This window comes from Actinomadura sp. 3N508, from assembly GCF_044326375.1.
Lineage (GTDB): Bacteria > Actinomycetota > Actinomycetes > Streptosporangiales > Streptosporangiaceae > Spirillospora.
Genome location: NZ_JBIRAX010000001.1, coordinates 1,124,704 through 1,147,240 on the forward strand (window position 1 = coordinate 1,124,704; position 22,537 = coordinate 1,147,240).

At 70.1% G+C, this 22,537-nt stretch carries 28 protein-coding genes; 7 read left to right on the forward strand and 21 right to left on the reverse strand.

All coding sequences use genetic code 11. The features are described from left to right. Window positions 1–13: 13 nt before the first annotated feature. Both ACH34S_RS05110 and ACH34S_RS05115 read right to left on the reverse strand, forming a co-directional pair. Complete coding sequence (locus ACH34S_RS05110; RefSeq protein WP_395951185.1) at window positions 14–967, reverse strand: ABC transporter ATP-binding protein; 954 nt, start codon at window positions 965–967, stop codon at window positions 14–16. A gap of 86 nt (window positions 968–1,053) precedes the next feature. Further along, window positions 1,054–2,010 carry a DUF389 domain-containing protein gene (locus ACH34S_RS05115; RefSeq protein ID WP_395951186.1) on the reverse strand — a complete coding sequence of 319 codons (957 nt, stop codon included), beginning with the start codon at window positions 2,008–2,010 and terminating at the stop codon, window positions 1,054–1,056. A 108-nt stretch (window positions 2,011–2,118) separates the two neighbouring features. Here ACH34S_RS05115 and ACH34S_RS05120 point away from each other — a divergent pair, with 108 nt between their 5' ends. After that, window positions 2,119–2,790, forward strand: coding sequence for an HNH endonuclease family protein (locus tag ACH34S_RS05120; RefSeq protein WP_395951187.1), 672 nt, complete (start codon window positions 2,119–2,121; stop codon window positions 2,788–2,790). A 23-nt stretch (window positions 2,791–2,813) separates the two neighbouring features. Continuing rightward, window positions 2,814–3,122, forward strand: a complete 309-nt coding sequence (locus ACH34S_RS05125; protein WP_395951188.1) for a hypothetical protein — start codon at window positions 2,814–2,816, stop codon at window positions 3,120–3,122. Here the strand turns inward: ACH34S_RS05125 and glmM are convergent. From glmM to rplM, 3 genes are all read right to left on the reverse strand, one after another. Further along, window positions 3,119–4,462 (reverse strand): phosphoglucosamine mutase, encoded by a 1,344-nt coding sequence (glmM, locus tag ACH34S_RS05130; RefSeq protein ID WP_395951189.1) that lies wholly within the window; start codon window positions 4,460–4,462, stop codon window positions 3,119–3,121. The genes ACH34S_RS05125 and glmM overlap by 4 nt on opposite strands. Before the next feature lie 505 nt (window positions 4,463–4,967). Next, on the reverse strand, window positions 4,968–5,471 hold the full coding sequence (gene rpsI, locus ACH34S_RS05135; protein WP_395951190.1) for a 30S ribosomal protein S9: 504 nt from the start codon (window positions 5,469–5,471) through the stop codon (window positions 4,968–4,970). Between the two features lie 100 nt (window positions 5,472–5,571). Further along, window positions 5,572–6,024, reverse strand: coding sequence for a 50S ribosomal protein L13 (rplM, locus tag ACH34S_RS05140; RefSeq protein ID WP_395951191.1), 453 nt, complete (start codon window positions 6,022–6,024; stop codon window positions 5,572–5,574). A gap of 451 nt (window positions 6,025–6,475) precedes the next feature. Here rplM and ACH34S_RS05145 point away from each other — a divergent pair, with 451 nt between their 5' ends. From ACH34S_RS05145 to ACH34S_RS05155, 3 genes are all read left to right on the forward strand, one after another. Next, entirely contained in the window at window positions 6,476–7,474 is a 999-nt protein-coding gene (locus ACH34S_RS05145; RefSeq protein WP_395951192.1) for a CAP domain-containing protein, read from the forward strand. A 106-nt stretch (window positions 7,475–7,580) separates the two neighbouring features. Beyond that, on the forward strand, window positions 7,581–8,696 hold the full coding sequence (locus ACH34S_RS05150; protein ID WP_395951193.1) for a hypothetical protein: 1,116 nt from the start codon (window positions 7,581–7,583) through the stop codon (window positions 8,694–8,696). Window positions 8,697–8,720: 24 nt separating this feature from the next. Beyond that, window positions 8,721–10,208, forward strand: a complete 1,488-nt coding sequence (locus ACH34S_RS05155) for a hypothetical protein (protein ID WP_395951194.1) — start codon at window positions 8,721–8,723, stop codon at window positions 10,206–10,208. An 18-nt stretch (window positions 10,209–10,226) separates the two neighbouring features. Here the strand turns inward: ACH34S_RS05155 and truA are convergent, their stop codons facing one another. The 8 genes from truA to infA form a co-directional block, all read right to left on the reverse strand. Continuing rightward, window positions 10,227–11,144, reverse strand: a complete 918-nt coding sequence (truA, locus tag ACH34S_RS05160) for a tRNA pseudouridine(38-40) synthase TruA (protein WP_395951195.1) — start codon at window positions 11,142–11,144, stop codon at window positions 10,227–10,229. Between the two features lie 325 nt (window positions 11,145–11,469). After that, entirely contained in the window at window positions 11,470–11,988 is a 519-nt protein-coding gene (gene rplQ / locus ACH34S_RS05165) for a 50S ribosomal protein L17 (protein WP_395951196.1), read from the reverse strand. Window positions 11,989–12,083: 95 nt separating this feature from the next. Continuing rightward, entirely contained in the window at window positions 12,084–13,097 is a 1,014-nt protein-coding gene (locus ACH34S_RS05170) for a DNA-directed RNA polymerase subunit alpha (protein WP_131963133.1), read from the reverse strand. A gap of 108 nt (window positions 13,098–13,205) precedes the next feature. Continuing rightward, window positions 13,206–13,832, reverse strand: coding sequence for a 30S ribosomal protein S4 (gene rpsD, locus ACH34S_RS05175; RefSeq protein WP_395951197.1), 627 nt, complete (start codon window positions 13,830–13,832; stop codon window positions 13,206–13,208). A gap of 20 nt (window positions 13,833–13,852) precedes the next feature. Further along, the gene (gene rpsK / locus ACH34S_RS05180; RefSeq protein WP_021596710.1) at window positions 13,853–14,254 is read right to left on the reverse strand and encodes a 30S ribosomal protein S11; all 402 of its coding nucleotides are present in this window, start codon (window positions 14,252–14,254) and stop codon (window positions 13,853–13,855) included. A 48-nt stretch (window positions 14,255–14,302) separates the two neighbouring features. After that, window positions 14,303–14,683: a 30S ribosomal protein S13 gene (rpsM, locus tag ACH34S_RS05185; RefSeq protein WP_395951198.1), complete on the reverse strand. Its 381-nt coding sequence runs from the start codon at window positions 14,681–14,683 to the stop codon at window positions 14,303–14,305. 220 nt (window positions 14,684–14,903) lie between these two features. After that, window positions 14,904–15,017, reverse strand: a complete 114-nt coding sequence (rpmJ, locus tag ACH34S_RS05190) for a 50S ribosomal protein L36 (RefSeq protein ID WP_131963138.1) — start codon at window positions 15,015–15,017, stop codon at window positions 14,904–14,906. Between the two features lie 65 nt (window positions 15,018–15,082). Next, window positions 15,083–15,304: a translation initiation factor IF-1 gene (infA, locus tag ACH34S_RS05195; RefSeq protein ID WP_018657567.1), complete on the reverse strand. Its 222-nt coding sequence runs from the start codon at window positions 15,302–15,304 to the stop codon at window positions 15,083–15,085. 260 nt (window positions 15,305–15,564) lie between these two features. Between infA and ACH34S_RS05200 the strand changes: the two genes are divergently transcribed. Continuing rightward, window positions 15,565–16,122, forward strand: coding sequence for a hypothetical protein (locus ACH34S_RS05200; RefSeq protein WP_395951199.1), 558 nt, complete (start codon window positions 15,565–15,567; stop codon window positions 16,120–16,122). A 254-nt stretch (window positions 16,123–16,376) separates the two neighbouring features. Then, the gene (locus ACH34S_RS05205) at window positions 16,377–17,192 is read left to right on the forward strand and encodes a phosphodiesterase (RefSeq protein WP_395951200.1); all 816 of its coding nucleotides are present in this window, start codon (window positions 16,377–16,379) and stop codon (window positions 17,190–17,192) included. 72 nt (window positions 17,193–17,264) lie between these two features. Here ACH34S_RS05205 and ACH34S_RS05210 read toward each other — a convergent pair whose 3' ends face one another. From ACH34S_RS05210 to rplR, 8 genes are all read right to left on the reverse strand, one after another. Beyond that, entirely contained in the window at window positions 17,265–17,708 is a 444-nt protein-coding gene (locus ACH34S_RS05210) for a DUF1707 domain-containing protein (RefSeq protein WP_395951201.1), read from the reverse strand. Between the two features lie 14 nt (window positions 17,709–17,722). Further along, window positions 17,723–18,559, reverse strand: a complete 837-nt coding sequence (gene map, locus ACH34S_RS05215) for a type I methionyl aminopeptidase (RefSeq protein ID WP_395951202.1) — start codon at window positions 18,557–18,559, stop codon at window positions 17,723–17,725. Window positions 18,560–18,664: 105 nt separating this feature from the next. Next, on the reverse strand, window positions 18,665–19,315 hold the full coding sequence (locus tag ACH34S_RS05220) for an adenylate kinase (RefSeq protein ID WP_395951203.1): 651 nt from the start codon (window positions 19,313–19,315) through the stop codon (window positions 18,665–18,667). After that, the gene (secY, locus tag ACH34S_RS05225) at window positions 19,316–20,614 is read right to left on the reverse strand and encodes a preprotein translocase subunit SecY (RefSeq protein WP_395951204.1); all 1,299 of its coding nucleotides are present in this window, start codon (window positions 20,612–20,614) and stop codon (window positions 19,316–19,318) included. Window positions 20,615–20,838: 224 nt separating this feature from the next. Beyond that, entirely contained in the window at window positions 20,839–21,318 is a 480-nt protein-coding gene (rplO, locus tag ACH34S_RS05230; RefSeq protein WP_395951205.1) for a 50S ribosomal protein L15, read from the reverse strand. Between the two features lies 1 nt (window position 21,319). Then, window positions 21,320–21,502, reverse strand: a complete 183-nt coding sequence (gene rpmD / locus ACH34S_RS05235; RefSeq protein WP_395951206.1) for a 50S ribosomal protein L30 — start codon at window positions 21,500–21,502, stop codon at window positions 21,320–21,322. Beyond that, entirely contained in the window at window positions 21,499–22,119 is a 621-nt protein-coding gene (rpsE, locus tag ACH34S_RS05240; RefSeq protein ID WP_021596721.1) for a 30S ribosomal protein S5, read from the reverse strand. The genes rpmD and rpsE overlap by 4 nt, the downstream gene beginning before the upstream one ends. A 31-nt stretch (window positions 22,120–22,150) precedes the next feature. Then, window positions 22,151–22,537 (reverse strand): 50S ribosomal protein L18, encoded by a 387-nt coding sequence (rplR, locus tag ACH34S_RS05245; protein WP_395951207.1) that lies wholly within the window; start codon window positions 22,535–22,537, stop codon window positions 22,151–22,153.

Consider the following 22,537-nt stretch of genomic DNA (forward strand, 5'->3'; position numbering starts at 1 on the left):
CGGTTCGCTTCGCTCATCCGGACACCTCCTGCGGGACGCTCCCGGCGGGGTCAGACGGCCCCGGCGGCTCGGGCCCGGTCTGGAAGACCTCCTCGATGTGGTGGCGGCGCTGCTCCATCCGGATCAGGTGCAGCCCGAGGTCGGCGACGCCGTCGCGGATCAGGTCGTAGGTCGTCTCGCCGGCGATGTCGACGACGAGGAACCGGCCCTCCGGATGGACGGTGACGCCCCGCTCGTGCAGGTGCTGCCCGAGCTGGTCGCGTCCCTCCTCCACCTCGACGGTGAGCACGCCGCTCGCGGTCGTGTACGCCTCGACGGCCTGGGAGCGCAGCAGCTTCCCGCCGTCGATGATGACGACGTGGTCGCAGACCCGCTCCAGCTCGCCCAGCAGGTGGGAGGTGACCAGGACGCTGATCCCGAACTCGGCGCCGATCCGGCGGATGAGGTCGAGCATCTCGTCGCGTCCGGCCGGGTCGAGGCCGTTGGTGGGCTCGTCGAGGAAGACGAGCTTCGGGTCGTGGACGAGGGCCTGCGCGAGCTTCACCCGCTGGCGCATCCCGGTGGAGTAGCCGCCGATGGGGCGGTAGCGCTCCTCGTACAGGCCGACGTGCCGGAGCGTGTCGGCGGCGCGTTCGCGGGCCGCGGTCGGCGGCAGCCCGCACATTCTGGCCATGTGGACGACGAACTCGGTCGCGGACACGTCGGGCGGGAGGCACTCGTACTCGGGCATGAACCCGACGCTCTCGCGGATGCGCAGCCCGTCGCGGGCGATGTCGAGGCCCAGCACGGACGCGGTCCCGGAGGTCGGGGGCAGCAGCCCGAGCAGGATCTTGATGAGCGTCGACTTGCCGGCGCCGTTGGCGCCGACCAGCCCGACGACGCCCGGCTCGACGGCCAAGGAGAGGTCGTCCAGGGCGGTCACCCGGGGGAACCTCATCGTCAGGCCCTGGGTGGCGATGATCGGCATGTTCCCGAACCTAGTGGCTGGCTCGGCGCCTCACGTCAGCCTAAAGAGCGATCTGCGTCAGCCTTTCGGCCAAACTCCGGATCGACCTAAGTTCGCCCGCGGGCCACCCTTCTGTCCTGCCCGCGCAGCACCGCGGCCCACAGCACCCGCTGGACCAGCAGCGTCAGCGTCCCCGCGATGATCATGCCGGCGAAGTTGACGGCGAGCTGCAGCAGCGACCCGGTGATCTCGCTGCCGTGCCGCAGCGCCAGCGCGACCGCGAGGTTCCCGGCGGCGGGCACGGTGGTGACGGAGATGAACACCCCGACCAGCGCCGACGACTTGCCCGCGGTGAGCGACAGCACGCCCGCGGCCCCGGCGAGCAGCGCGACGATGAACGACCAGCGGTCCGGGCTGTAGATGAACGCGGTGGCCGGGCGCTGCTCGGGCAGCCGGTCCAGCTCGATCACGCCGATCCACCGGCTGACCAGCGCGCACACATAGGTGATCACGACCGCGACGGTGAACCCGATGACCAGCGCCCGCACCGCTTGCACGATCCGCCGCGGCTGCAGCCGCAGGATCCCGTAGCAGATCGCCGCGACGGCGGCGAACTCCGGCCCGAGCACCATCGCGCCGACCACCAGGATCGGCGAGTCGATCAGCGCCGCGATCCCGGCCAGCTGCGTGGCGAGCGCGAGGAACGCGACGAACGACCAGGTGAGCGCCGTCCCCTCGCTGACCTGCCGGTCGAGCTCCTCCCAGACGACGGCGTCGTCGCCGTGGCCGGGGGCACGTTCCATCGCCTCCTCGGCCTTGTCGGAGAGCGTCAGGTCGACCTTGTCGAGGGCGATGGAGCCGTCGCGGTCGACGCCGAGGGCGCGCAGCGCGTCCAGGATCTCGTTGGCGGACTCGCGGGCGATGTCGGCGGTCACCAGGTCGCCGCGCGGGGACCGGGCGGCACCGGCGAGGACGACGACGTTGGTGGCCCCGGGGCACTCCGCCAGCGCGTCGCAGACCGCCTCGGTCCGGTCGGCCGGGACGATCGCTCTGAGATGCAGCACCCGGCACATGTTGCCGCAATCCGCGGACGGGCGTGACCCCGACGGCACTCCGTACGCTTTGATCGTCCCTAATGGGTAAAAACATGGAAAAACCAGGACGGTGAGGTCATGACACGGTGGGCGGCCGGACGCGCGACCCTGGCCTGCCTGGCGCTCACCGCCCCGCTGGCCGCCTGCAGCGCCGACGTCGGGCTCTCCGAGCCCAGCACCACGCCCACGAGCGGCGAAGCCGGCTCCAAGGACGAGGCGCGGGCCCGCAGTGACCTGTCCGGCCTGCGGATCGCCTCCGAGACCGACGGCGGCGGCTACGAGCGCGACAGGTTCGGGACGCGCTGGAAGGACATCGACCGCAACGGCTGCGACCAGCGCAACGACGTCCTCGCCCGCGATCTGACGGCGGTCGGGAAACGGGGCAGCTGCGTCGTCCTGTCCGGGCGCCTGCGCGACCCCTACTCCGGCAAGGAGATCTCCTTCTCCAAACAGGACGCGGACGAGGTGCAGATCGACCACCTCTACCCGCTCGCGCTCGCCTGGCGGATGGGCGCGTCCCGCTGGAGCGAGGACCGGCGCGAACGGTTCGCCAACGACCACACCAACCTGCTGGCCGTGTGGGGCGTCCCCAACCGGCAGAAGAGCGACTCCGGCCCGGGCGAATGGAAGCCGCGGAAGGCGTTCCAGTGCACCTACGGCATCAAATACGTCGCCGTCGCGAAGAAGTACTCACTCCCCATAACCCGCGCCGACCACGACGCGCTCCAGACGTTCCTCGGAAGGTGCTAGCCCGGCACTCCTATGCTCATCGCATGAGCAGCGAATCCCACGACGAGCAGGACAAGCGCGACGAGCGGCCCCGCGTCCGGACAGAACGCGGGGTGGGCGCGCGTGCGACGGGCGCCGAGGTGACCGGCGCGTCCCTCACCGGCTTCACGCTGCGCCCCGGCAACGCCCTCGGGGCGCTCGCGCTGGGCTCGATGGCGGTAGGCGCGCTGGCGATCGGCGCCGTCGCGATCGGAAAGCTCGTCGTCAAGCGCGCCCTCATCGACCACCTCGAAGCCGGAACCGTGGAGATCAGGCACCTCAAGGTGGGACGACTGGAGATCGACGAGACCTAGGAGAGCGCGGTCTTCACCACACCGGCCAGGTGCTCGGCGACCGACTGCGCCTGAGACTCCGACGCCGCCTCGACCATCACCCGGACCATCGGCTCGGTACCGCTCGGCCGGATCAGGACGCGCCCGGTCTCCCCGAGCTCGGCCTCGGCAGCGGCGACGGCCGCGGCCAGCTCGGGCGAGGTCTTCGCCTGGTTCTTGTCGACGTCCCTGACGTTGATGAGCACCTGCGGCAGCCGCGTCATCACCTTCGTCAGCTCGTCCAGCGGCCGGCCGCGGCGCACCATCGCGGCGAGCAGGTGCAGGCCCGTCAGGACGCCGTCGCCCGTCGTCGCGTGATCCAGCATGATCACGTGCCCGGACTGCTCGCCGCCGAAGCCGAACCCGCCCTCCTTCATCGCCTCCAGCACGTACCGGTCGCCGACCGCCGTCTCCACCACGGTGATCCCGGCCTCGCGCATCGCGAGCTTGAACCCGAGGTTCGACATCACGGTCGCGACGACGGTGTCGGCGGCGAGCGCGCCCGCCTCCCGCAGGTCCAGCGCCAGGATCGCCATGATCTGGTCGCCGTCCACGATCTCGCCGGACCCGGTCACCGCGAGGCAGCGGTCGGCGTCGCCGTCGTTCGCGATGCCCACGTCCGCGCCGTGCTCCCGGACGGCCTGCTGCAGCGCCTCCAGATGCGTGGACCCGCAGCCCGCGTTGATGTTCAGCCCGTCCGGCGCCGTGCCGATCGTGATCACCTCGGCGCCCGCGCGGCGCAGCGCCTCGGGCGCCACGTCGCTGGACGCCCCGTTCGCGCAGTCGACCACGACGCGCAGGCCGTCCAGCGACACCGGGACCGTCGACAGCAGATGCGCAACGTACTGCTCGACCGCGCCGTGCGCCTCGCGGACCCGCCCGACGCCCGCGCCGATCGGCGGGTCCCACACCTCGCCGAGCCGCGCCTCGATGCGGTCTTCGAGCTCGTCGGGCAGCTTGTGGCCGCTGCGGTCGAAGAACTTGATGCCGTTGTCGGGGGCCGGGTTGTGCGACGCCGACAGCATCACGCCGAGGTCGGCGTCCAGCTGGTGCGTGAGGTGCGCCACCGCGGGCGTCGGCAGGACGCCGAGGCGCAGCACGTCCACCCCGGAACTCGCGAGCCCCGCCACCACGGCCGCCTCCAGGAACTCGCCGGACGCCCGCGGATCGCGCCCGACCACCGCCAGCGGCCGGTGCCCCTTGAACGCACCCTGCTCGCCCAGCACCCGCGCCGCCGCGACGGACAGGTCCATCACGAGCGGGGCGGTCAGATCACGGTTGGCGAGCCCACGTACGCCATCGGTCCCGAAGAGACGACCCACAGTTTCACTCCCGATAAAAGAAGAAAGACCGCGCGGACCAGAGCCGGGACTCACGCCCCGACCCGCTCCGCGCGGTCAAATCTAGTGGCCACCGCCCCTGCGAACCCCCAACAACCGGCGTAGACCGTCCACGACGACGTCTGGAGTGACCAGCCCACCCCTTGGAAGAGACCTCAGCCGGGCTACGGTTCGTGCGGCCGGAGGCGCCCATGCCCCCGGGCACTCGAACCCAAGCCAAGGCCACGGGCCGTGCGGCCGGAGGGCGCCCATGACCCCCGGGCGCTCGAACCCAAGCCAAGATCACGGGCCGTGCGGCCGGAGGCGCCCATGACCCGGCCGCTCGAACCTAAGCCAAGGTCACGGGTCGTGCGGCCGGAGGCGCTCCAGCGCCGGAGGTCGCAGGACCCGAGCACGGTGGGTGCGTTTCACGGGACGCGCCAGCGGCTCGGGAAACGTGCCCACCGTGCCTGACGGGGGTTCCAGGGGGTCGCCCCCCTGGGCAAACTCAGCGCTTGCTGTACTGAGGAGCCTTGCGGGCCTTCTTGAGGCCGGCCTTCTTGCGCTCCGGCACCCGCGCGTCACGGGTGAGGAAGCCGGCCTTCTTCAGGGCCGGGCGGTGCTCGATGTTGCCGAACTGCAGCGCGCGGGAGATGCCGAGGCGCAGCGCACCGGCCTGGCCGGTGGTGCCGCCGCCGTTCACGCGCGCGAGCACGTCGAACTGGCCCTCCAGGCTCAGCAGCACGAACGGCTCGTTCACGATCTGCTGGTGGACCTTGTTCGGGAAGTACTGGTCCAGGGTGCGGCCGTTGATCTTCCACTGGCCGGTGCCGGGGACGATGCGGACCCGCGCGATGGCCTGCTTGCGGCGGCCGGTGCCGGCGGCGGGGCCGGTCGCGACGGGCTGGCCGAGAAGGCTCTCGCCCGCGGTCTCGGGGGTCTCGGTGCTGTACTCGGACGGCGCGTCCTCGTACGAGTCGGCCTCGACGGCCGGCTCGGTGATCTCGTCCACGGTTCTCCTTGGGGTGTTCTAGCCAGGGCGGCTGGCCCGTCTCACGGGTGCCCCGGCGGCCACTGTTTCCGGGTGCGCACGCGGGTGGCGTGCGCGGGTGTCACTTCTTGATCTGGCTGATCTGGGTGATCTCGAACGGAACCGGCTTCTGCGCCTGGTGCGGGTGGTCCGGCCCGGCGTAGACCTTCACCTTGCCGAACATCTTCCGGCCGAGGGAGTTCTTGGGCAGCATGCCCTTGATCGCCTTCTCGACGGCCCGCTCGGGGTGCTTGGCCAGCAGGTCGGCGTAGGTCACCGAGCGGAGGCCGCCCGGGTAGCCCGAGTGCCGGTAGGCGCGCTTCTGCTCCAGCTTGTTGCCGGACAGCGCCACCTTCTCGGCGTTCACGATGACGACGAAGTCACCGGTGTCGAGGTGCGGCGCGTAGATCGGCTTGTGCTTACCCCGCAGCAGCTGCGCGACCTGACTGGCGAGACGGCCAAGCACGACATCGGTCGCGTCGATGACGTACCACTGACGCTGGACGTCAGCGGGCTTAGGGGTGTACGTGCGCACGGTCGTAGGCCTTCGTTTCTCGTCGACTTACAGGCGGTTTCGATCCTCGCCCGCCCTCACGGGCGAGCGCCGTCAGCGGAAATCCTGCTCGCGCCGATCAGAGGATCGTCCGACCTGGCGCTCCGGGATGCCGGGGCCCGGACCGGCGCTCACGTCGCCTGACGTGAACACTCTTGGAGCACACCGACGTCGCGTCGTCATCCAGCCCGCCGACGGCGGGCACGACGCACACAACAAACAGGCAGGATACTCGGCCCCTTGGGCAGGGGTCAAAACGGCCCGCGCCCTCGGGGCCTCGCGACCGTTCCGTGGCTCGTTCCAGCGGTTCAAATGGGAACGGTCAGCGCCGGTCAAGTTACTCTGCGTACTTCGTTTGATCTTTTTTGGTCTATCTTGGTAACAGGGGGTGAATAGCGGGATATTGTGCCGGGCGACCGGTCCACGCCGGCTTGTGCCGGCCCGCACCCGGGAGCCCCCGCTGTCCACTCCCCGCAGACCAGGTGATCCCGCCGGACGCCGCCAGCCCGGGTACCACGGGCGACCCGGCGCCGCGTCCCCTGCCGCCGCCCCCCGCCGCACCAATCCCTATGGCGACGAGCTCGTCGCCAGTGGCCGCCCCCGCCGCGGCGCGCCCCGCACCGGCCCGCCACAGGGCGGGAAAGAAGGCGGCCGGACGCCTCGCCGGCGCAAGAGCGCGACCGGGATCGTCGTGGCCGTCACCGCGTCCACCGTCGCCCTCGGCATCGGCGTCGCGATCGACCGGCTGCTGCTGCCGGAGCTGCGCTCGGAGCGGACCACCGCGTCCGGGCCCGGGGAACGCCCGCCCGGCATCGTCGAGCCCGGGCCGCAGAGCGACCCGTCGACAGGCCCCCAGCCCGAACCGGGCACCGCGGGCGGCGCCAAGAAGCCCACGAGCGCCCCCGCCCCCAACGCGGGCGTGCCAACACCGCCGCTGAAGACGATGCGCGCCCCTGGCGGCACGCCGAACAAGCCGTCCGAGCCCGGCACTCCGCCCGAGGGGAGCAGGACACCGGGCGACGGTGCCCGCGCGCCCGGCGGTTCGGCCGGGTCGGCCGACGCGGAGGCCGCCGTGGTGTCGCTCACCAACGCCGAGCGTGCCAAGGCCGGCTGCCGGCCGCTGCACGTCGACCAGCGGCTCGTCACCGCGGCCCGCAAGCACTCCGCCGACATGGCCGCCAACCGCTACTTCGACCACACCTCGCGCAACGGCGACAGCCCGTGGCAGCGGATGGAGGACGCCGGTTACCCCAGCCCCGGCGCGGAGAACATCGCGAAGGGCTACTCGACCGCCGCGGCCGTGATGAAGGGATGGATGGACAGCCCGGGACACCGTGCCAACATCCTGAACTGCGACCTGCGCGCCATCGGCGTCGGGAAGGCGTCCGGGCCCGGCGGCCCACTGTGGACACAGGACTTCGGCTGGCGATGAACCCGGCCGTGACCTTCGCGAAATCTCCGGCGTCCGGTTCGCCCCCATGTCATGTGGGTGTCTTGTAGGTCCAGAGCCCTGAACGAGGAACGGTAAGGTCCAAGCCATGGGTTATCCGGGCGATCAAGGCAAGCCCGGCGGCTGGCCCCCTCATCATCAGCCGCCGCACGCGCCGTACGGACCCGGAGCCGAAGCGCCGCCGTACGGCCACGACAACGACGAAGCCCCCTTCGCGCCACGCGACGAGGGGCCAGGTGCGATGCCGTACGGCAACGAGCCTTTCGGCGGCAAGCCGTACGGCAGCGAATCCTTCGGCAACGAGCCACACGGTCGCGAGCCGTACGGCGGCGAACCGTACGGCGGGGCGGCGGATCAGACCGCCGCATGGGCCGACGAGCCCGCCGCAGGGAACGCACCCCCCTCCTTCCCGCCAGACCAGTCCTTCCCCTCAGACCCCTCAGACCGGCCCTTCCCGCCGGACCAGCCCGAGCGGCGCCGCGGCATGCCGCTGGTCATCGGCGGCGCGGTGGCCGCCGGGCTCCTCCTCATCGGCGGCGGCGTCGCGCTGTCGTCGGCGCTGAAGGACGACTCCAAGCCGGCGTCGCCCAAGGCCGCCGAGTCCAAGCAGCCGCAGCAGGCCACCCCGACCCCGCCGCAGCCCGTCCTCGCGCCGGTGAAGCTGCAGAGCCGCACCACCGACCCGAACCCGCTGACGCTCAAGGAGGTCTTCGGCAACGGGAAGTTCAAGGTCGGCAAGTACAGGTACGTGCGGACGGCCGCGGCCTCGACCAAGAACTGCACCGGCATCGCCGGCGGCGACCGGCTGGACAAGGCCCTCAAGAAGGGCGGCTGCACCCAGGGCCTGCGTGCCACCTACGCGCTCACCACCGGCTCGCTCATCGGCACCGTCGGCGTGTTCAACCTCGAGACCCAGGCCGCGGCCGAGCTGGCCGCCAAGGCCGCCGCCGACAAGGACGCCTTCCTGCTGGCACTGCCCGGCAAGGGCGTCTCCAAGAGCAACGGCAAGGGCGAGGCGCTCGGCACGTTCCAGGCGCGCGGCCACTACCTGGTGATGACGTGGGTGCAGCGGCCGGACGGCAAGAAGATCGCCAGCAAGTACCATGCCGCCGTCCGTGTCTTCGGCACGCAGATGGTGAAGGGCAGCAACCTGGCTCTCGCGCTGCACTACAGAGAAACCGAAGGCAAACCCCTCCAAAAGTGACCTGTTTGAATACCCTCTCTGCCTATGTCTGGACCTAGAGACACCCGGGAGTCCGCCGATCCGGCGGGGACGTCCGACGTCCCCGCCGGTTCGGTGCCGCCCAGCTTCGGCGACGCGGACGCCCCCGTCGCGGAAACGCCGAGCCCCTCCCTCAGGCCGCCCGCGTTCGGCCTGGAGGCGCCCTGGTGGGCCGCCGAGGCCGGGGACGCTCCCGAGGACACCCCGGCCGCGGACGACTCCACGGACGTCTCCGCCGACGACTCCGCCGACGTGACCGCCGAGGAACGTCCGGCCGGGTCCGAGACCACCGGCGTCCCGCCCGGGACGCTCGTCGCCGGAGTCGGCGTCCCCAGCGTCGACTCCCGGCGTGCCGTGCCCGCCGAGCCGATCGTGAAGCGTCCGCCCGCCGGCGGCGACACCGATCCCGACGGCTTCCCGCCCGTCCGTCCGGACGGCGCCGCACCGGAGGAGACCGCTGTGGACGCTCCCGTAGAACAGCAGCCCGCCCAGGCCGGGGAGACCCTCACCGCCCCGCCCGAACCGGATCCCGCGTTCGAGAAGGCCAAGCAGGCCGAGAACGCGACGTCGGCGTCGCTCGCACCGGTCCTCGTACCGGACGCGATCCTGCCGCCCGGCGTCGAGCCGCCCACCGGCAGCGGACCGTTCCCGCACACCGGCGCCGCCGGTGAGGCCGCGGCGACCACCGAGCAGGTCCAGGTGATCACGCCGGTCTACCACGCCGAGGGCGGCGCCCCGATCGGCACCCCGCCCCCGCCCGGAGCCCCCGCGCGGCGCGGCGGAGGCGGCGGCAGGCGCAGGCCGCTGCTGATCGGCGGCGGCGCTGCCGCGGTCCTCGCCGCCACCGCCGCCCTGTTCGTCATCGGCGGGCCGGGCTCCGGCGGCCAGGGGAAGGGCCAGGCGGTCGAGTCGCCCGCCGCGACGCAGTCCACACCGGCGGCGCCCCCGTCCGGCCCCGCCGTCCCGTCCACGCCCGTGGACATCACGAACGAGAAGTCCGACACCAAGGACCTGACGTTCCGCGACGTGTTCCCCACCGAGGTCATCAACCTCGGCGGACGGACCTTCACCCGCGAGCGCTGGTCCCTGAACCTCGAGGCGTCGTACGCGGCCAGGGGCGCGATGCTCAAGGCGCTGGAGCGCCAGCAGGTCCGCAAGATCGTCCGCGCGACGTACATCGACCGGGCGAGCTCGCTCGCGGTCACCTCCGGCGTCGCGGTGATGCCGACGCGGGAGGCCGCGCTCGCGATCAGCAAGGCCGGGAACCCCGCCAAGTACGAGTGGTTCCGCGGCTTGGGCGGCAAGAACGCCCCGGACCTGGACCGGGCCGGCGGATACGCCGCCGCGACCGTCCGCGGCCGGTACGTCGCCTACGCCTACGTGCAGTGGGCGAACGGCAAGAAGGCCAAGCCCGGCGACCCGACGATCAAGCAGGCCGCCCAGCTTTTCCTGGACTACGACCTCCGCCCGATCGTCGCCCGCACCGGAGGCTGACCCGCCCGCCGCACCCCGCTAGGACGTTTCCCGCTGGGACGACGTGTCGGTTCCTTCCGGTCCCGCGGTTTCCGCCTCGGCGGCCTGGGCGGCTTCCGCGGCCGCGACGGCGTTGAGCGTCCGGACGCGGCGCGTCTCCTGCGCGCGCTTGGCCATGCTGTCGTCCGCCGGGTAGCGGATCTCCTCCAGCGACAGTCCGTGCGCGGGCGACACGTTCACACCGGAGTCGCGGACGCGCGCCGCGAGCACCTCGGCGGGCCACTCCACCTCGCGCCGCCCGTCCCCGACCATCAGCAGCGCGCCCACCAGCGCGCGGACCATCGAATGGCAGAACGCGTCCGCCTCCACGGTCGCGAGCGCCAGGTGCGGGTCACGGTCGTCGCGGGCCCATTCGTAGCGCAGCAGCTCCCGGATGGTCGTCGCGCCCTCCCGCCTTCGGCAGTAGGCGGCAAAGTCCTGCTCGCCCAGCAACCGCCGCGCGGCATCATTCATGCGGGCCAGGTTCAGCGGACGCGGATGCCACAGCACGTCATGGCGCCGCAACGGCTCCACCCCGACCGGGTTGTCGCACACCCGGTACACGTAGCGGCGGGACAGGGCGGAGAAGCGCGCATCGAACCCTTCCGGCGCGATCGACACGCGCCACACCCGGACGTCGGGCGGCAGCAGCCCGGCGAGCCGGCGCGGCATCGTCCCGTTGATCGCCGAGTACGCGGCGACGGGCACCACCAGGTGCGCGACCTGGCCCCGCGCGTGGACGCCGGCGTCGGTGCGGCCGGCGACGGTGAGCATGGGCGGCGGGTCAAGGCGCATCATGCGTGCCAGCGCGTCCTCGATGACCCCCTGGACGGTTCGCTGGTTCGGCTGCCGCGCCCAGCCCGCGAAGTCCGACCCGTCATAGGAGATATCGAGCCGGAGTCGTACCAAAGCGGTCATGTCAGTTGAGCTGTCCTTCTCTGTCACTCCTCGTCCCGTCTCCCGATGAGCCGCACCGCCCTACGGGCACTCCCCTGACACGCTCCCCCGCGTACGCTCGCCCCCCTGACGTGACCATGCGATCAAGTCTGGCAAAGACAGGGCCCGCCGTCCCGGAGGGGAAGCGGCGGGCCATGTCATCATGTCGGCCGAAACCATCCACGCAATTGCCAAGGGAGTGGATCTACCCCGCGTGCGCGGGGAGCACCTAATCCACTAAGGGTCTAGGCAGACGTGATGGGGATCATCCCCGCGTGCGCGGGGAGCACCCTTGGCAATCGGCGTCTTACTTGGCGTCGCCCTCGTTGTCGTCGGCCTCGGCCTTGGTGTCCTCGGCCTTGGTGTCCTCGACCTCGGTCTCGTCCTTGGCGGGGGCCTCGTCCTCGGCCGCCTTCGCCGGCGCGGCCTTGGCGGCGGGCGCGGACTTGGTGGTCGTGACGGACGGCATCTGCTCCTGGACCAGCTCGATCACGGCCATCGGCGCGTTGTCGCCCTTACGGGGGCCGATCTTGGTGATCCGGGTGTAGCCGCCGGGACGGGTCTCGAAGCGCGGCGCGATCTCGGTGAAGAGCTCGTGGATGACCGACTTGTCGCGGATCGTCCTGGCGACCAGGCGCCTGTTGTGCAGGTCGCCCTTCTTCGCCTTGGTGATCAGCTTCTCGGCCAGCGGGCGGAGCCGGCGAGCCTTGGCCTCGGTGGTGGTGATGCGGCCGTGCTCGAACAGCGCCGTCGCCAGGTTCGCGAGGATGAGGCGCTGGTGCGCGGGGCTGCCGCCGAGGCGGGCGCCCTTGGTGGGCTTGGGCATGGTGCTTCCTTCCTGCACCGGCCGTGTCAGGTACCGGTGTCAGCTGGTCCGCGGACGGCCGGGGAACGCGCCCCCGGCCGTCGCGGATCTGGTTTCTAGTACTGCTCGGTCTCGGCGTAGCTCTGGTCGTCGTCGCTGTAGCTGTCGGCCGCCGCGCTCGGGTCGAACCCGGGCGGGGAGTCCTTCAGCGACAGGCCCATGTCGTTGAGCTTCTGCTTGACCTCTTCGATCGACTTGGCGCCGAAGTTCCTTATGTCGAGGAGGTCCTGCTCGGAGCGGGCGACGAGCTCGCCCACCGAGTGGATGCCCTCGCGCTTCAGGCAGTTGTAGGAGCGGACCGTGAGGTTCAGCTCCTCGATCGGCAGGGCCAGGTCGGCGGCGAGCGCCGCGTCCGTCGGGGACGGGCCCATGTCGATGCCCTCGGCCTCGACGTTGAGCTCCCGGGCCAGCCCGAACAGCTCGACGAGGGTCTTGCCGGCGGAGGCGACCGCGTCGCGCGGCAGCATCGCCTGCTTGGTCTCCACGTCGAGGATGAGGCGGTCGAAGTCGGTGCGCTGCTCGACTCGGGTCGCCTCGACCTTGTAGGTGACCTTCAGCACGGGCGAGTAGATGGAGTCGATCGGGATCCGGCCGATCTCCTGGCCCGGCTGCTTGTTCTGCGCGGCGGAGACGTAGCCGCGGCCGCGCTCGACCGTCAGCTCCATCTCCAGCTTGGCCTTGTTGTTCAGGGTGGCGATGTGCAGGTCGGGGTTGTGGACCTCGACGCCCGCGGGCGGCGCGATGTCGGCCGCGGTGACCTCGCCCGGGCCCTGCTTGCGCAGGTACATGACCACGGGCTCGTCGTGCTCGGAGGAGACGACGAGCTCCTTGAGGTTCAGGATGATGTCGGTGACGTCCTCCTTCACCCCCGGAACGGTGGAGAACTCGTGGAGGACGCCCTCGATGCGGATGCTGGTGACGGCCGCACCGGGGATCGACGAGAGCAGGGTACGACGCAGCGAGTTGCCGATCGTGTAGCCGAAGCCCGGCTCCAGCGGCTCGATGGTGAACCGCGACCGGTACTCGTCGACCTGCTCTTCTGTGAGAGTCGGACGCTGAGCGATGAGCATGGTGCCTTCTTTCCGCGGTGCCCGCTATTTGACTACCGCGTCTGTGACTGTTCCCCGATTCGCCGGGATCCCACGGGAAACCCGCGGAATCCCGGCGAGGTGGATCTCTTACTTCGAGTAGTACTCGACGATGAGCTGCTCCTGGATGGGAGCGTCGATCTGCTGGCGGACCGGCATCGAGTGGACGAAGACCCGCATCTTCTCGCCGTCCACCCCGAGCCACGCCGGGACGGGACGGTCGCCGACCTCGGCCTTGGCGACCTGGAACGGCGTCATCTCCAGGGACTTCGGCTTGACGTCAACGATGTCGGCCTCGGTCACCAGCGCCGACGGGATGTTGACCTTCTTGCCGTTGACCCTGATGTGGCCGTGGCGGATGAGCTGACGGGCCATGTCGCGGGACTTGGCGAAGCCCGCGCGGTAGACCACGTTGTCGAGGCGGCGCTCCAGGAGGGCGAGCATGTTCTCGCCCGTCTTGCCCTGCTGGCGGTTCGCCTCGACGTAGTAGTTGTGGAACTGCCGCTCCAGCACGCCGTAGATGCGCCGCGCCTTCTGCTTCTCGCGAAGCTGCAGCAGGTACTCGGTCTCCTTCGGCCGGCCGCGTCCGTGCTCACCCGGCGGGTAGGGACGGATCTCGATCGGGCACTTGGGGCCCTCGCACTTGCTGCCCTTGAGGAACAGCTTCATCTTCTCGCGGCGGCAGAGCTTGCAGTCCGCACCGGTGTAACGAGCCATTGTTCTAGATCTCCCCTGCCTCAGACCCGGCGACGCTTCGGCGGGCGGCAGCCGTTGTGCGGAACGGGCGTGACGTCCTGGATCGAGCCCACCTCCAGGCCGGTCGCCTGCAGCGACCGGATGGCGGTCTCGCGGCCCGAGCCCGGGCCCTTCACGAAGACGTCGACCTTGCGCATCCCGTGCTCCATCGCGCGCCGGGCGGCGGCCTCGGCGGCCTGCTGCGCGGCGAACGGCGTGGACTTGCGGGAGCCCTTGAAGCCGACGTGCCCGGACGAGGCCCAGGAGATCACGTTGCCGTTGGGGTCGGTGATCGAGACGATCGTGTTGTTGAACGTGCTCTTGATGTGGGCGTGCCCGTGAGCGACGTTCTTCTTTTCCTTGCGGCGCACCTTCTTCGCGCCGACACGGCTTTTAGGAGGCATCTGCTCTCTCTACTCTTGAGGTCATCGATCCGGAGGACCGACTCCGGACTACTTCTTGCCGGCCTTCTTCTTGCCGGCCACGGTCTTCTTCTTGCCCTTGCGGGTGCGTGCGTTGGTCTGCGTGCGCTGACCGTGCACGGGGAGCCCGCGGCGGTGCCGGATGCCCTGGTAGCACCCGATCTCGATCTTGCGGCGAATGTCCGCCTGGACCTCGCGGCGAAGATCACCCTCGATCTTGTAGTTCGCCTCGATCCAGTCGCGGAGCTTCACCATCTCGTCGTCGCCGAGCTGGTGCACCCGCATGTCGCCACTGATCTCGGTGCCCGCGAGGGTTTCGAGCGCGCGCGTCCGGCCGATGCCGAAGATGTAGGTGAGAGCGACCTCCAGGCGCTTTTCGCGCGGGAGGTCGACGCCGAGGAGGCGTGCCATGTGGGCAGTTCCCTTTCGTTACGCGGAGGTATGGACGCGTCGCTTCCGCGAACACCCTGCCCGGGTGGCGGCCCCGGCCTCCGACGATCCGGGGGTGGTCCTCACACGGCGGTGCCGCACGAACCGATCTTTCGACGGGTCGTACGGCGGCCTATGTGAAGGTTGCGATGCGCTTGCTGTTGTGCGGCGCTCGGTCTCTACCGGCCCTTGCGGGCCCGTGTCAGCCCTGGCGCTGCTTGTGGCGCGGGTCAGAGCAGATGACCATGACCCGGCCGTGCCGCCGGATGATGCGGCAGTTCTTGCAGATCTTCTTGACGCTCGGCTTGACCTTCACTGGGTCTCCTAGAGATCAGGGTCACCCCCGCGCCGCCACGCACGGGGAAGGCAACCCCAGTGGGACTACTTGTAGCGGTAGACGATCCGACCGCGCGTGAGGTCGTAGGGGCTCAGCTCCACAACGACGCGGTCGTCCGGCAGGATCCGGATGTAGTGCATCCGCATCTTGCCGCTGATGTGGGCGAGCACCTTGTGCCCGTTGTCGAGCTCCACCCGGAACATGGCGTTCGGGAGGGACTCGATGACGGTGCCCTCGATCTCGATGGCCCCTTCTTTCTTGGGCATGTCCTCCGCGCTTCGCTGATCGGCTCATTGGACTCGGCCCGGCTCCCGGAGGAGAATCGACCGCAGTCCACACCGCGACGCGAGAAGCGTCAGGAAGGGGAACAAGAGCGGTCGGCGACGGACCGACTAGGGAGTGTACGTCAACCGGCCGTCCAATGCGAAATCAGCACAAGACACGGGCGCGGAGACTCCTCCCGACTCAAGCATACATCGCGTGCGCGTTGTACCTTTCAGGAGAGATACGTTCGAGGAGGATCAGCATGCCGAGCTATGACTTCGCGCTGATCCTGAGCCGTCCCCTCTACGAGGACGAGCTGGACCCGCTGTTCGGCCGCACCTACGGCGCCGTCACCGTGTCGATCATCAGCGAGCCGCAGCATGCCGACCGTCCGGGCAACGCGTCCTGCTCCTGGCCCGGCCCCACCCTCGCCGCGGCGATCATGGAGGTGGTGGAGCACGTCGAGGTCAGCGCGCCCGGCGTGCACGTCCAGCAGGTCGAGGCCGACCCCCTGCTGACGATCCGCGACATCGCCGAGCGGGTCGGGCGGTCGCTCGACTCGGTCCGGCACGCGATCACCGGTACCCGCGGCGCGGTCGGCTTCCCCTCCTCGGAGATGTCGACGGCCGGGCACCGGCTGTGGCGCTGGTCCAAGGTGGCCGCCTACTACGGGCTGGACGACCCGCAGCTCGTGGAGGCCAAGCCGACCGTCCAGGCGATCAACGGCTGGCTCGCGCTGCGCGACGTCGTCCCCGACGTGGCGCCCGCCGCCGAAGAGGTCACCTCGGCCCTCTCGCTGGTGATCCCGCACGTCGCGTAAGCCTGTTTTGCGTGGGCCCGGTTCTGCTTCGCGTGAGCCCTGTTTGCGGTCCTGCGTGTACGAACGTCCGGTCCGTCCTTGCCCAGGGTCGGGGCGGGGTGCCGCTGCGTGACGGCGCCCGGAGCCGGACGGGCGGCCGGTGGAGACCCCGAGTCGACAGTGCGGGCAGGTGGGGGCGAAGATCGTCCCGGTGCCATCCGGGGGGTGCCTGAACCGAAGGTCCGTGATGTGCTTGGGCAAGGGGGAGACGATCGATGGCGATCATCGCGCAGCTGAGCGATATCCACCTGGCGGCCGGCCGGGGCGGCGAGGTGGACGACGGCTCGGGACCGGTGCGCGCGCTGCGGGCCGCCGTGTCGAGCCTGCTCTCGCTGCCCGCGCGGCCCGACGCCGTCGTCATCACCGGCGACCTCGCCGACGGCGGTGAGCACGCCGAATACGCCCGGCTGCGGGCGCTGCTGTCGCCGCTGCCGATGGCCGTCTACCCGATGTGCGGCAACCACGACGACCGCGACGAGCTGCGGAAGGTGTTCGACGACCATCCCGAGGTGACCGGCACGGGCACGTTCCCGCAGGCGCCCGTGCAGTACGCCGTGGACGTGGCCGGCGTGCGGCTCGTCTGCTGCGACACCACCGTGAACGGGCACGCCCACGGGCACATGAGCGAGGAGCGGCTCGCGTGGCTCGACGAGACGCTCGGCGCCGTCCCCGACACGCCGACCGTCGTCGCCACGCACCATCCGCCGTACCGGATCGGGATGCGGTTCATCGACGACCTGCGGTTCGTCGACCCGGCCGGGTTCGCGTCGGTGATCTCCCGGCACCGGCAGGTGGTGCGGGTGATCTCCGGGCACGTCCACCGGGCGTCGGTCGGGTCGCTGGCGGGGACCGTCAGCACCACGTGCCCGAGCACCTACCGGCAGCTGTTCCTGGACCTGACGTCGCAGGGGCGCGCGGCCGTCACCGGGGAGCCCGCCGGGTTCGCCATCCACCTCATCGGCCTGGACGGCTCGGCGACCACGCATTTCGCGCCGACCGGGAACTACCGCCCGCTGATGGACGTGGAGTGACCGGGCAGGGAGTGATGGGGTCGGGAGCGAACGGGCAGGTGGTGGCCGCGGCGGGGGGCCGCCGCGAAGGCGTCAGCCGTTCCGGTCGCGTCCGATGACCGTGCGCAGGAGCAGGAGCGCGCCCCACGGGCCCGCCACCCAGATCCACCACGGGTAGACCTCTCCGGCCCCCAGCACCACCATGACCAGCCAGATGGCGAAGTTGATCCCGCCGACGACCGCCCACGCGCCCCACATCGCCTGCAGCCGCCGGACTTCGCCCGACGGTCTCCGGACGGCGGGCGACGCGGTGCTCTTCGCCTGCGACGCCGGGACGGGAAGCTGGTAGAGGTCCTCCTCCGGCAGGTCGGAGGTGACCTCCTGGAGCTGCCCGAGCGTCTTCGCCGCGTACACCGCTTCCAGCCGCTCCTGCAGCTCGTCCATGGTGATCCGGCCCTCGGCGCAGTGCTCCCGAAGGCTCTCAGCCGTACGGTCGCGGTCGGCGTCCGAGGCCCGGAGGTCAGGGTTCGGCGCCATGTTTCCTCCGCTCGTCAGGACGAGGTCTCGGTTCCATTCTGGACGAATCCGAGCTTGGTGAGCCATTCTTCGCCCTCGTCCAGCGCGGTCAGGACGCGCGGGCCGTCGGCGGTGACCGCGAACGTGTGCTCGAAGTGCGCCGACGAGCGGCCGTCGACGGTGACGACCGTCCAGCCGTCGTCCAGCTCCACGGTGTCCTTGGCGCCGAGGTTCACCATCGGCTCGACCGCGAAGCACATCCCGGGCTCCAGCACGGGCCCGTGCCCGGGCGGCCCGTGGTTCGGGATGAGCGGGTCCATGTGCATCTCGGTCCCGATGCCGTGCCCGCCGTACCCCTCGACGATGCCGTAGGCGCCCTGAGAGCGGATGTGAGCCTCGATCGCGTGCGAGATGTCCGAGAGCCTGGCCCCGGCCCTCCCGGCCGCCAGACCGTGCCACAGGGACGCCTCGGTGACCTCCAGGAGCCGCCGCCGCTCCGCGGTGATCTCCCCCACCGGGACGGTGATCGCCGCGTCGCCGTGCCAGCCCTCGACGATCGCGCCGCAGTCGATGGAGATGACATCGCCGTCCGCGAGGATCTTCCCGGCCCGCGGGATGCCGTGCACGATCTCCTCGTTGACGGACGCGCAGATCGTCCCGGTGAAGCCGTGGTAGCCCTTGAACGACGGGACGCCGCCGTTGTCGCGGATGTGCCGCTCGGCGAGCTCGTCCAGCTCCAGGGTGGTGATCCCGGGTTTCACGGCGTCGCGGAGCAGCTCCAGCGTCCGGCCGACCAGGAGCCCGGCCGCGCGCATCAGCTCGATCTGCTCGGCGGTCTTCATCTGGATTCCGGGCCTGCGCCGTTTGATCATCTCTCCCCCTGAACGCGGGCGGACGCGGGGCCCGTTCCGGGTCCCCGCGTCCTCACCGTCATTTCGCTGGCTTGCCTGACACCGCTCCGGCGGGCCTGGCGCCCCCTACTTCTCCAGGGGGCGCAGCGCGGTCAGGGCGCGCTTGGTGACCTCTTCGACCGGGCCCGTCGCGTCGATGCCGACGAGGATGTGCTCGTCGGCGTAGAACTGCACGAGCGGGGCCGTGTCGTGCTTGTAGACCTCCAGGCGATGCATGACGACCTCTTCCTTGTCGTCGTCGCGCTGGAAGAGGTGGCCGCCGCAGTCGTCGCAGATGTCGTCCTGCTTGTCGTCGAAGTCGACGTGCCAGATGCGGCCGCACTTGTCGCAGGTCCGGCGGCCGGAGAGCCGCCGGACGACCTCGTCTTCGTCGACGACGAGCTCGAGCACCATGTCGAGCTTGGCGTCCCACTCGGCGAGGATCTTCTTCAGCGTCTCCGCCTGCGGGACGTTGCGCGGGAACCCGTCCAGCAGGAACCCGTCGCGGGCGTCGTCCTCGGCGAGCCGGTCGCGCACCATCGCGATCGTGACCTCGTCGGGCACCAGATCGCCACGGTCCATGTACTGCTTGGCCTGCCGGCCGAGCTCGGTACCACCGCTCACGTTGGCGCGGAAGATGTCACCTGTCGAGATCTTCGGGATGGACAGATGCGATGCGATGAACTGGGCCTGCGTCCCCTTGCCCGCACCCGGGGGGCCCACCAGGACGATACGCATCTACCGAAGGAAGCCCTCGTAGTTGCGTTGCTGGAGCTGACTCTCGATCTGCTTCACGGTATCCAGTCCGACGCCGACGATGATGAGGATGCTCGCCCCGCCGAAGGGGAAGTCCTGAGTGGCGTCCAGGAGTGCGAACGCCACCATGGGGATCAGCGAAACGAGCCCCAGGTAGAGCGCACCGGGTGTGGTGATCCGAGTCAGCACGAAGTCGAGGTATTCGGCGGTCGGCCGACCAGGACGGATACCTGGGATGAATCCACCATACTTCTTCATGTTGTCGGCCACTTCAGTGGGGTTGAACGTGATCGCCACGTAGAAGTAGGTGAAGAAGATGATGAAGACGAAGAAGATCGCCATGTGCCACGGGTTGTCCTGCTGCAGGTAGGGCTGGACCTTCTGCAGCCACTTCGTGTTGGGCCACAACTGCGTCGCGAGGACGGGCAGGTAGAGCAGCGACGACGCGAAGATGATCGGGATGATGCCGGCCTGGTTCACCTTCAGCGGGATGTAGGTGGACGTCCCGCCGTACATGCGGCGGCCCACCATGCGCTTGGCGTACTGCACGGGGATGCGCCGCTGGGCCTGCTCGACGAACACGACACCCGCCATGATCGCGAGGCCGACGAGCAGCACGACCGCGAAGACGAAGCCGTTCTTCGACTTGTAGATGCTCCAGAACTGGGCGGGGAAGACCGCGACGACCTGCGTGAAGATCAGCAACGACATGCCGTTGCCGACGCCGCGGTCGGTGATCAGCTCGCCCAGCCACATGATCGTCGCGGTGCCGGCCACCATGCAGATGACCATCGTGATGATCGGGAACAGGCCGGTCTCGTACAGGATGTCGTCGCTGCCGGAGATGCCGGAGAACAGCTGCCCGGTGCTCGCCATCGCGACGATGCCGGTCGCCTGGAGGATCGCCAGCCCGACCGTCAGGTAGCGGGTGTACTGGGTGATCTTCGTCGTGCCGGCCTGGCCCTCCTTCTTCAGGGCCTCCAGCCGCGGGATCACCACCGTCAGCAACTGCAGGATGATGCTCGCCGTGATGTACGGCATGATGCCCAGCGCAAAGATCGACAGCTTCAGCAGCGCACCACCGCTGAACAGGTCGACAAGGCCGTAGAGGTTGTTGGCATCCTTGGCGTCGTCCGCCGTCTTCTTCAACACCTCGACGTTCACGTTCGGCGTCGGGATGATCGACCCCAGCCGGAACACCAAGATGATGAACAACGTGAACAACAGCTTTTTACGCAGGTCAGGGGTACGGAAAGCCCTGGTGAACGCGGTCAGCACCATTCCTCCTGCGTGACTGGCGAATTCATGGCCGCCGAGGGGCCGGTTACAGGTCCAAGACGTCGGGCGGAGAATACCGGGTGAGAGGTGGGAGTGTGCAATCTCACGCGGAACTCCGCCGGTGTGACTCTAACAGCAGATGCGACCGGGGCCGTCCCACCGAACCCGGCGGCCTTGCGGCCCCGGGCGCTTGGCGAGAACGGCCCCGGCATCTGACGTGGTCCTTCTTACAGCTCGTCGGCGGATCCGCCGGCCGCAGCGATCTTTTCCTTCGCGGCGCCGGAGAAGGCGTGCACCCTCACCTGAACCGCGACGGAGATCTCGCCGGTGCCGAGGACCTTGACCGGCCGGTTGCGGCGCACCGCGCCCCTGGCCGCCAGGTCGTCCGCCGTGACCTCGCCGCCCTCGGGGTAGAGCGCGGCGAGCTTGTCCAGGTTCACGACCTGGTACTCGACCCGGTTCGGGTTCTTGAAGCCCTTGAGCTTCGGCACCCGGCGGATCAGCGGCATCTGGCCGCCCTCGAACCCGACGGGCACGGTGCTGCGGGCCTTGGTGCCCTTGGTGCCGCGGCCCGCCGTCTTGCCCTTGGACGCTTCGCCGCGGCCCTTGCGGGTCTTCTTGCGGTTCGCGCCCGGGGCGGGACGCAGGTCGTGCACCTTCAGCGGAGTGCCCTCCGCCTCGGGGGCGTCCTTGGAGAGATCAGCCATCTCAGTCGACCTCCTCGACGGTGACCAGGTGCGCCACCGTCCGGATCATGCCGAGCACCTCGGGGCGGTCCTCGCGGACCACGCTCTGCCCGATCTTCTTCAGGCCGAGGGTGCGCAGCGTGGCACGCTGGTTCTGCTTCTCGCTGATCACCGACTTGGTCTGGGTGATCTTCAGCTGGCTCATGACGCCGCGGCCTCCGCCCTGGGCTCGCTGCCCGCGGCACGGGCCCGCAGCATCGCGGCCGGGGCGACGTCCTCGATCGGCAGACCGCGCTTGGCCGCGATCTCCTCGGGACGCTTCAGCGCCTTCAGGCCCGCGATCGTCGCGTGCACGATGTTGATCGCGTTGTCGCTGCCCAGCGACTTGCTCAGCACGTCGTGGATGCCGGCGCACTCCAGCACGGCGCGCACCGGGCCACCCGCGATCACGCCGGTACCGGGGCTCGCCGGACGCAGCAGGACCTCGCCCGCCGCGTCCCGCGCCTGCACCAGGTGCGGGATGGTGCCCTGGATCCGCGGGACCTTGAAGAAGTGCTTCTTGGCCTCCTCGACGCCCTTGGCGATCGCCGCGGGCACCTCCTTGGCCTTGCCGTAGCCGACGCCGACGGTGCCGTTGCCGTCACCGACGATCACCAGGGCGGTGAAGCTGAAGCGACGCCCGCCCTTGACGACCTTGGCGACACGGTTGATCGCCACGACCTTCTCGATGTACGACTGGCCCTTGTCGGCGCCACCGCGGCGGTCGTCGCGGCGATCGCGACGGTCGCCACCCTGACCGCCGCCACGCCTCTGCGCTGCCATCAGTGGTTCCTCTCGTTCTGGTTAAGGGCCATCACAGCTGGAGGCCCCCCTCGCGCGCACCGTCCGCGACGGCGGCGATGCGGCCGTGGTACTTGTTGCCGCCCCGGTCGAACACGACCGCGGCGACACCCGCGTCCTGGGCCCGCCGGGCGACGAGCTCGCCGACCTTGCGGGACTTGGCGGTCTTGTCGCCGGCGTCGGCGCGCAGGTCCGCCTCCATGGTGGACGCGCTGGCCAGCGTGTGGCCCTTGTCGTCGTCGATGACCTGGACGAACACGTGCCGGCTGGAACGGGTCACGACCAGGCGAGGACGCTCGGCGGTGCCGAGGACCTTCTTGCGGACCCGGAGGTGCCGGCGCTTGCGGGACTTGGCCCGCGCCGACGTGGCCTTTCCGGCCAGGGTCTTGGTGCCTGCCAT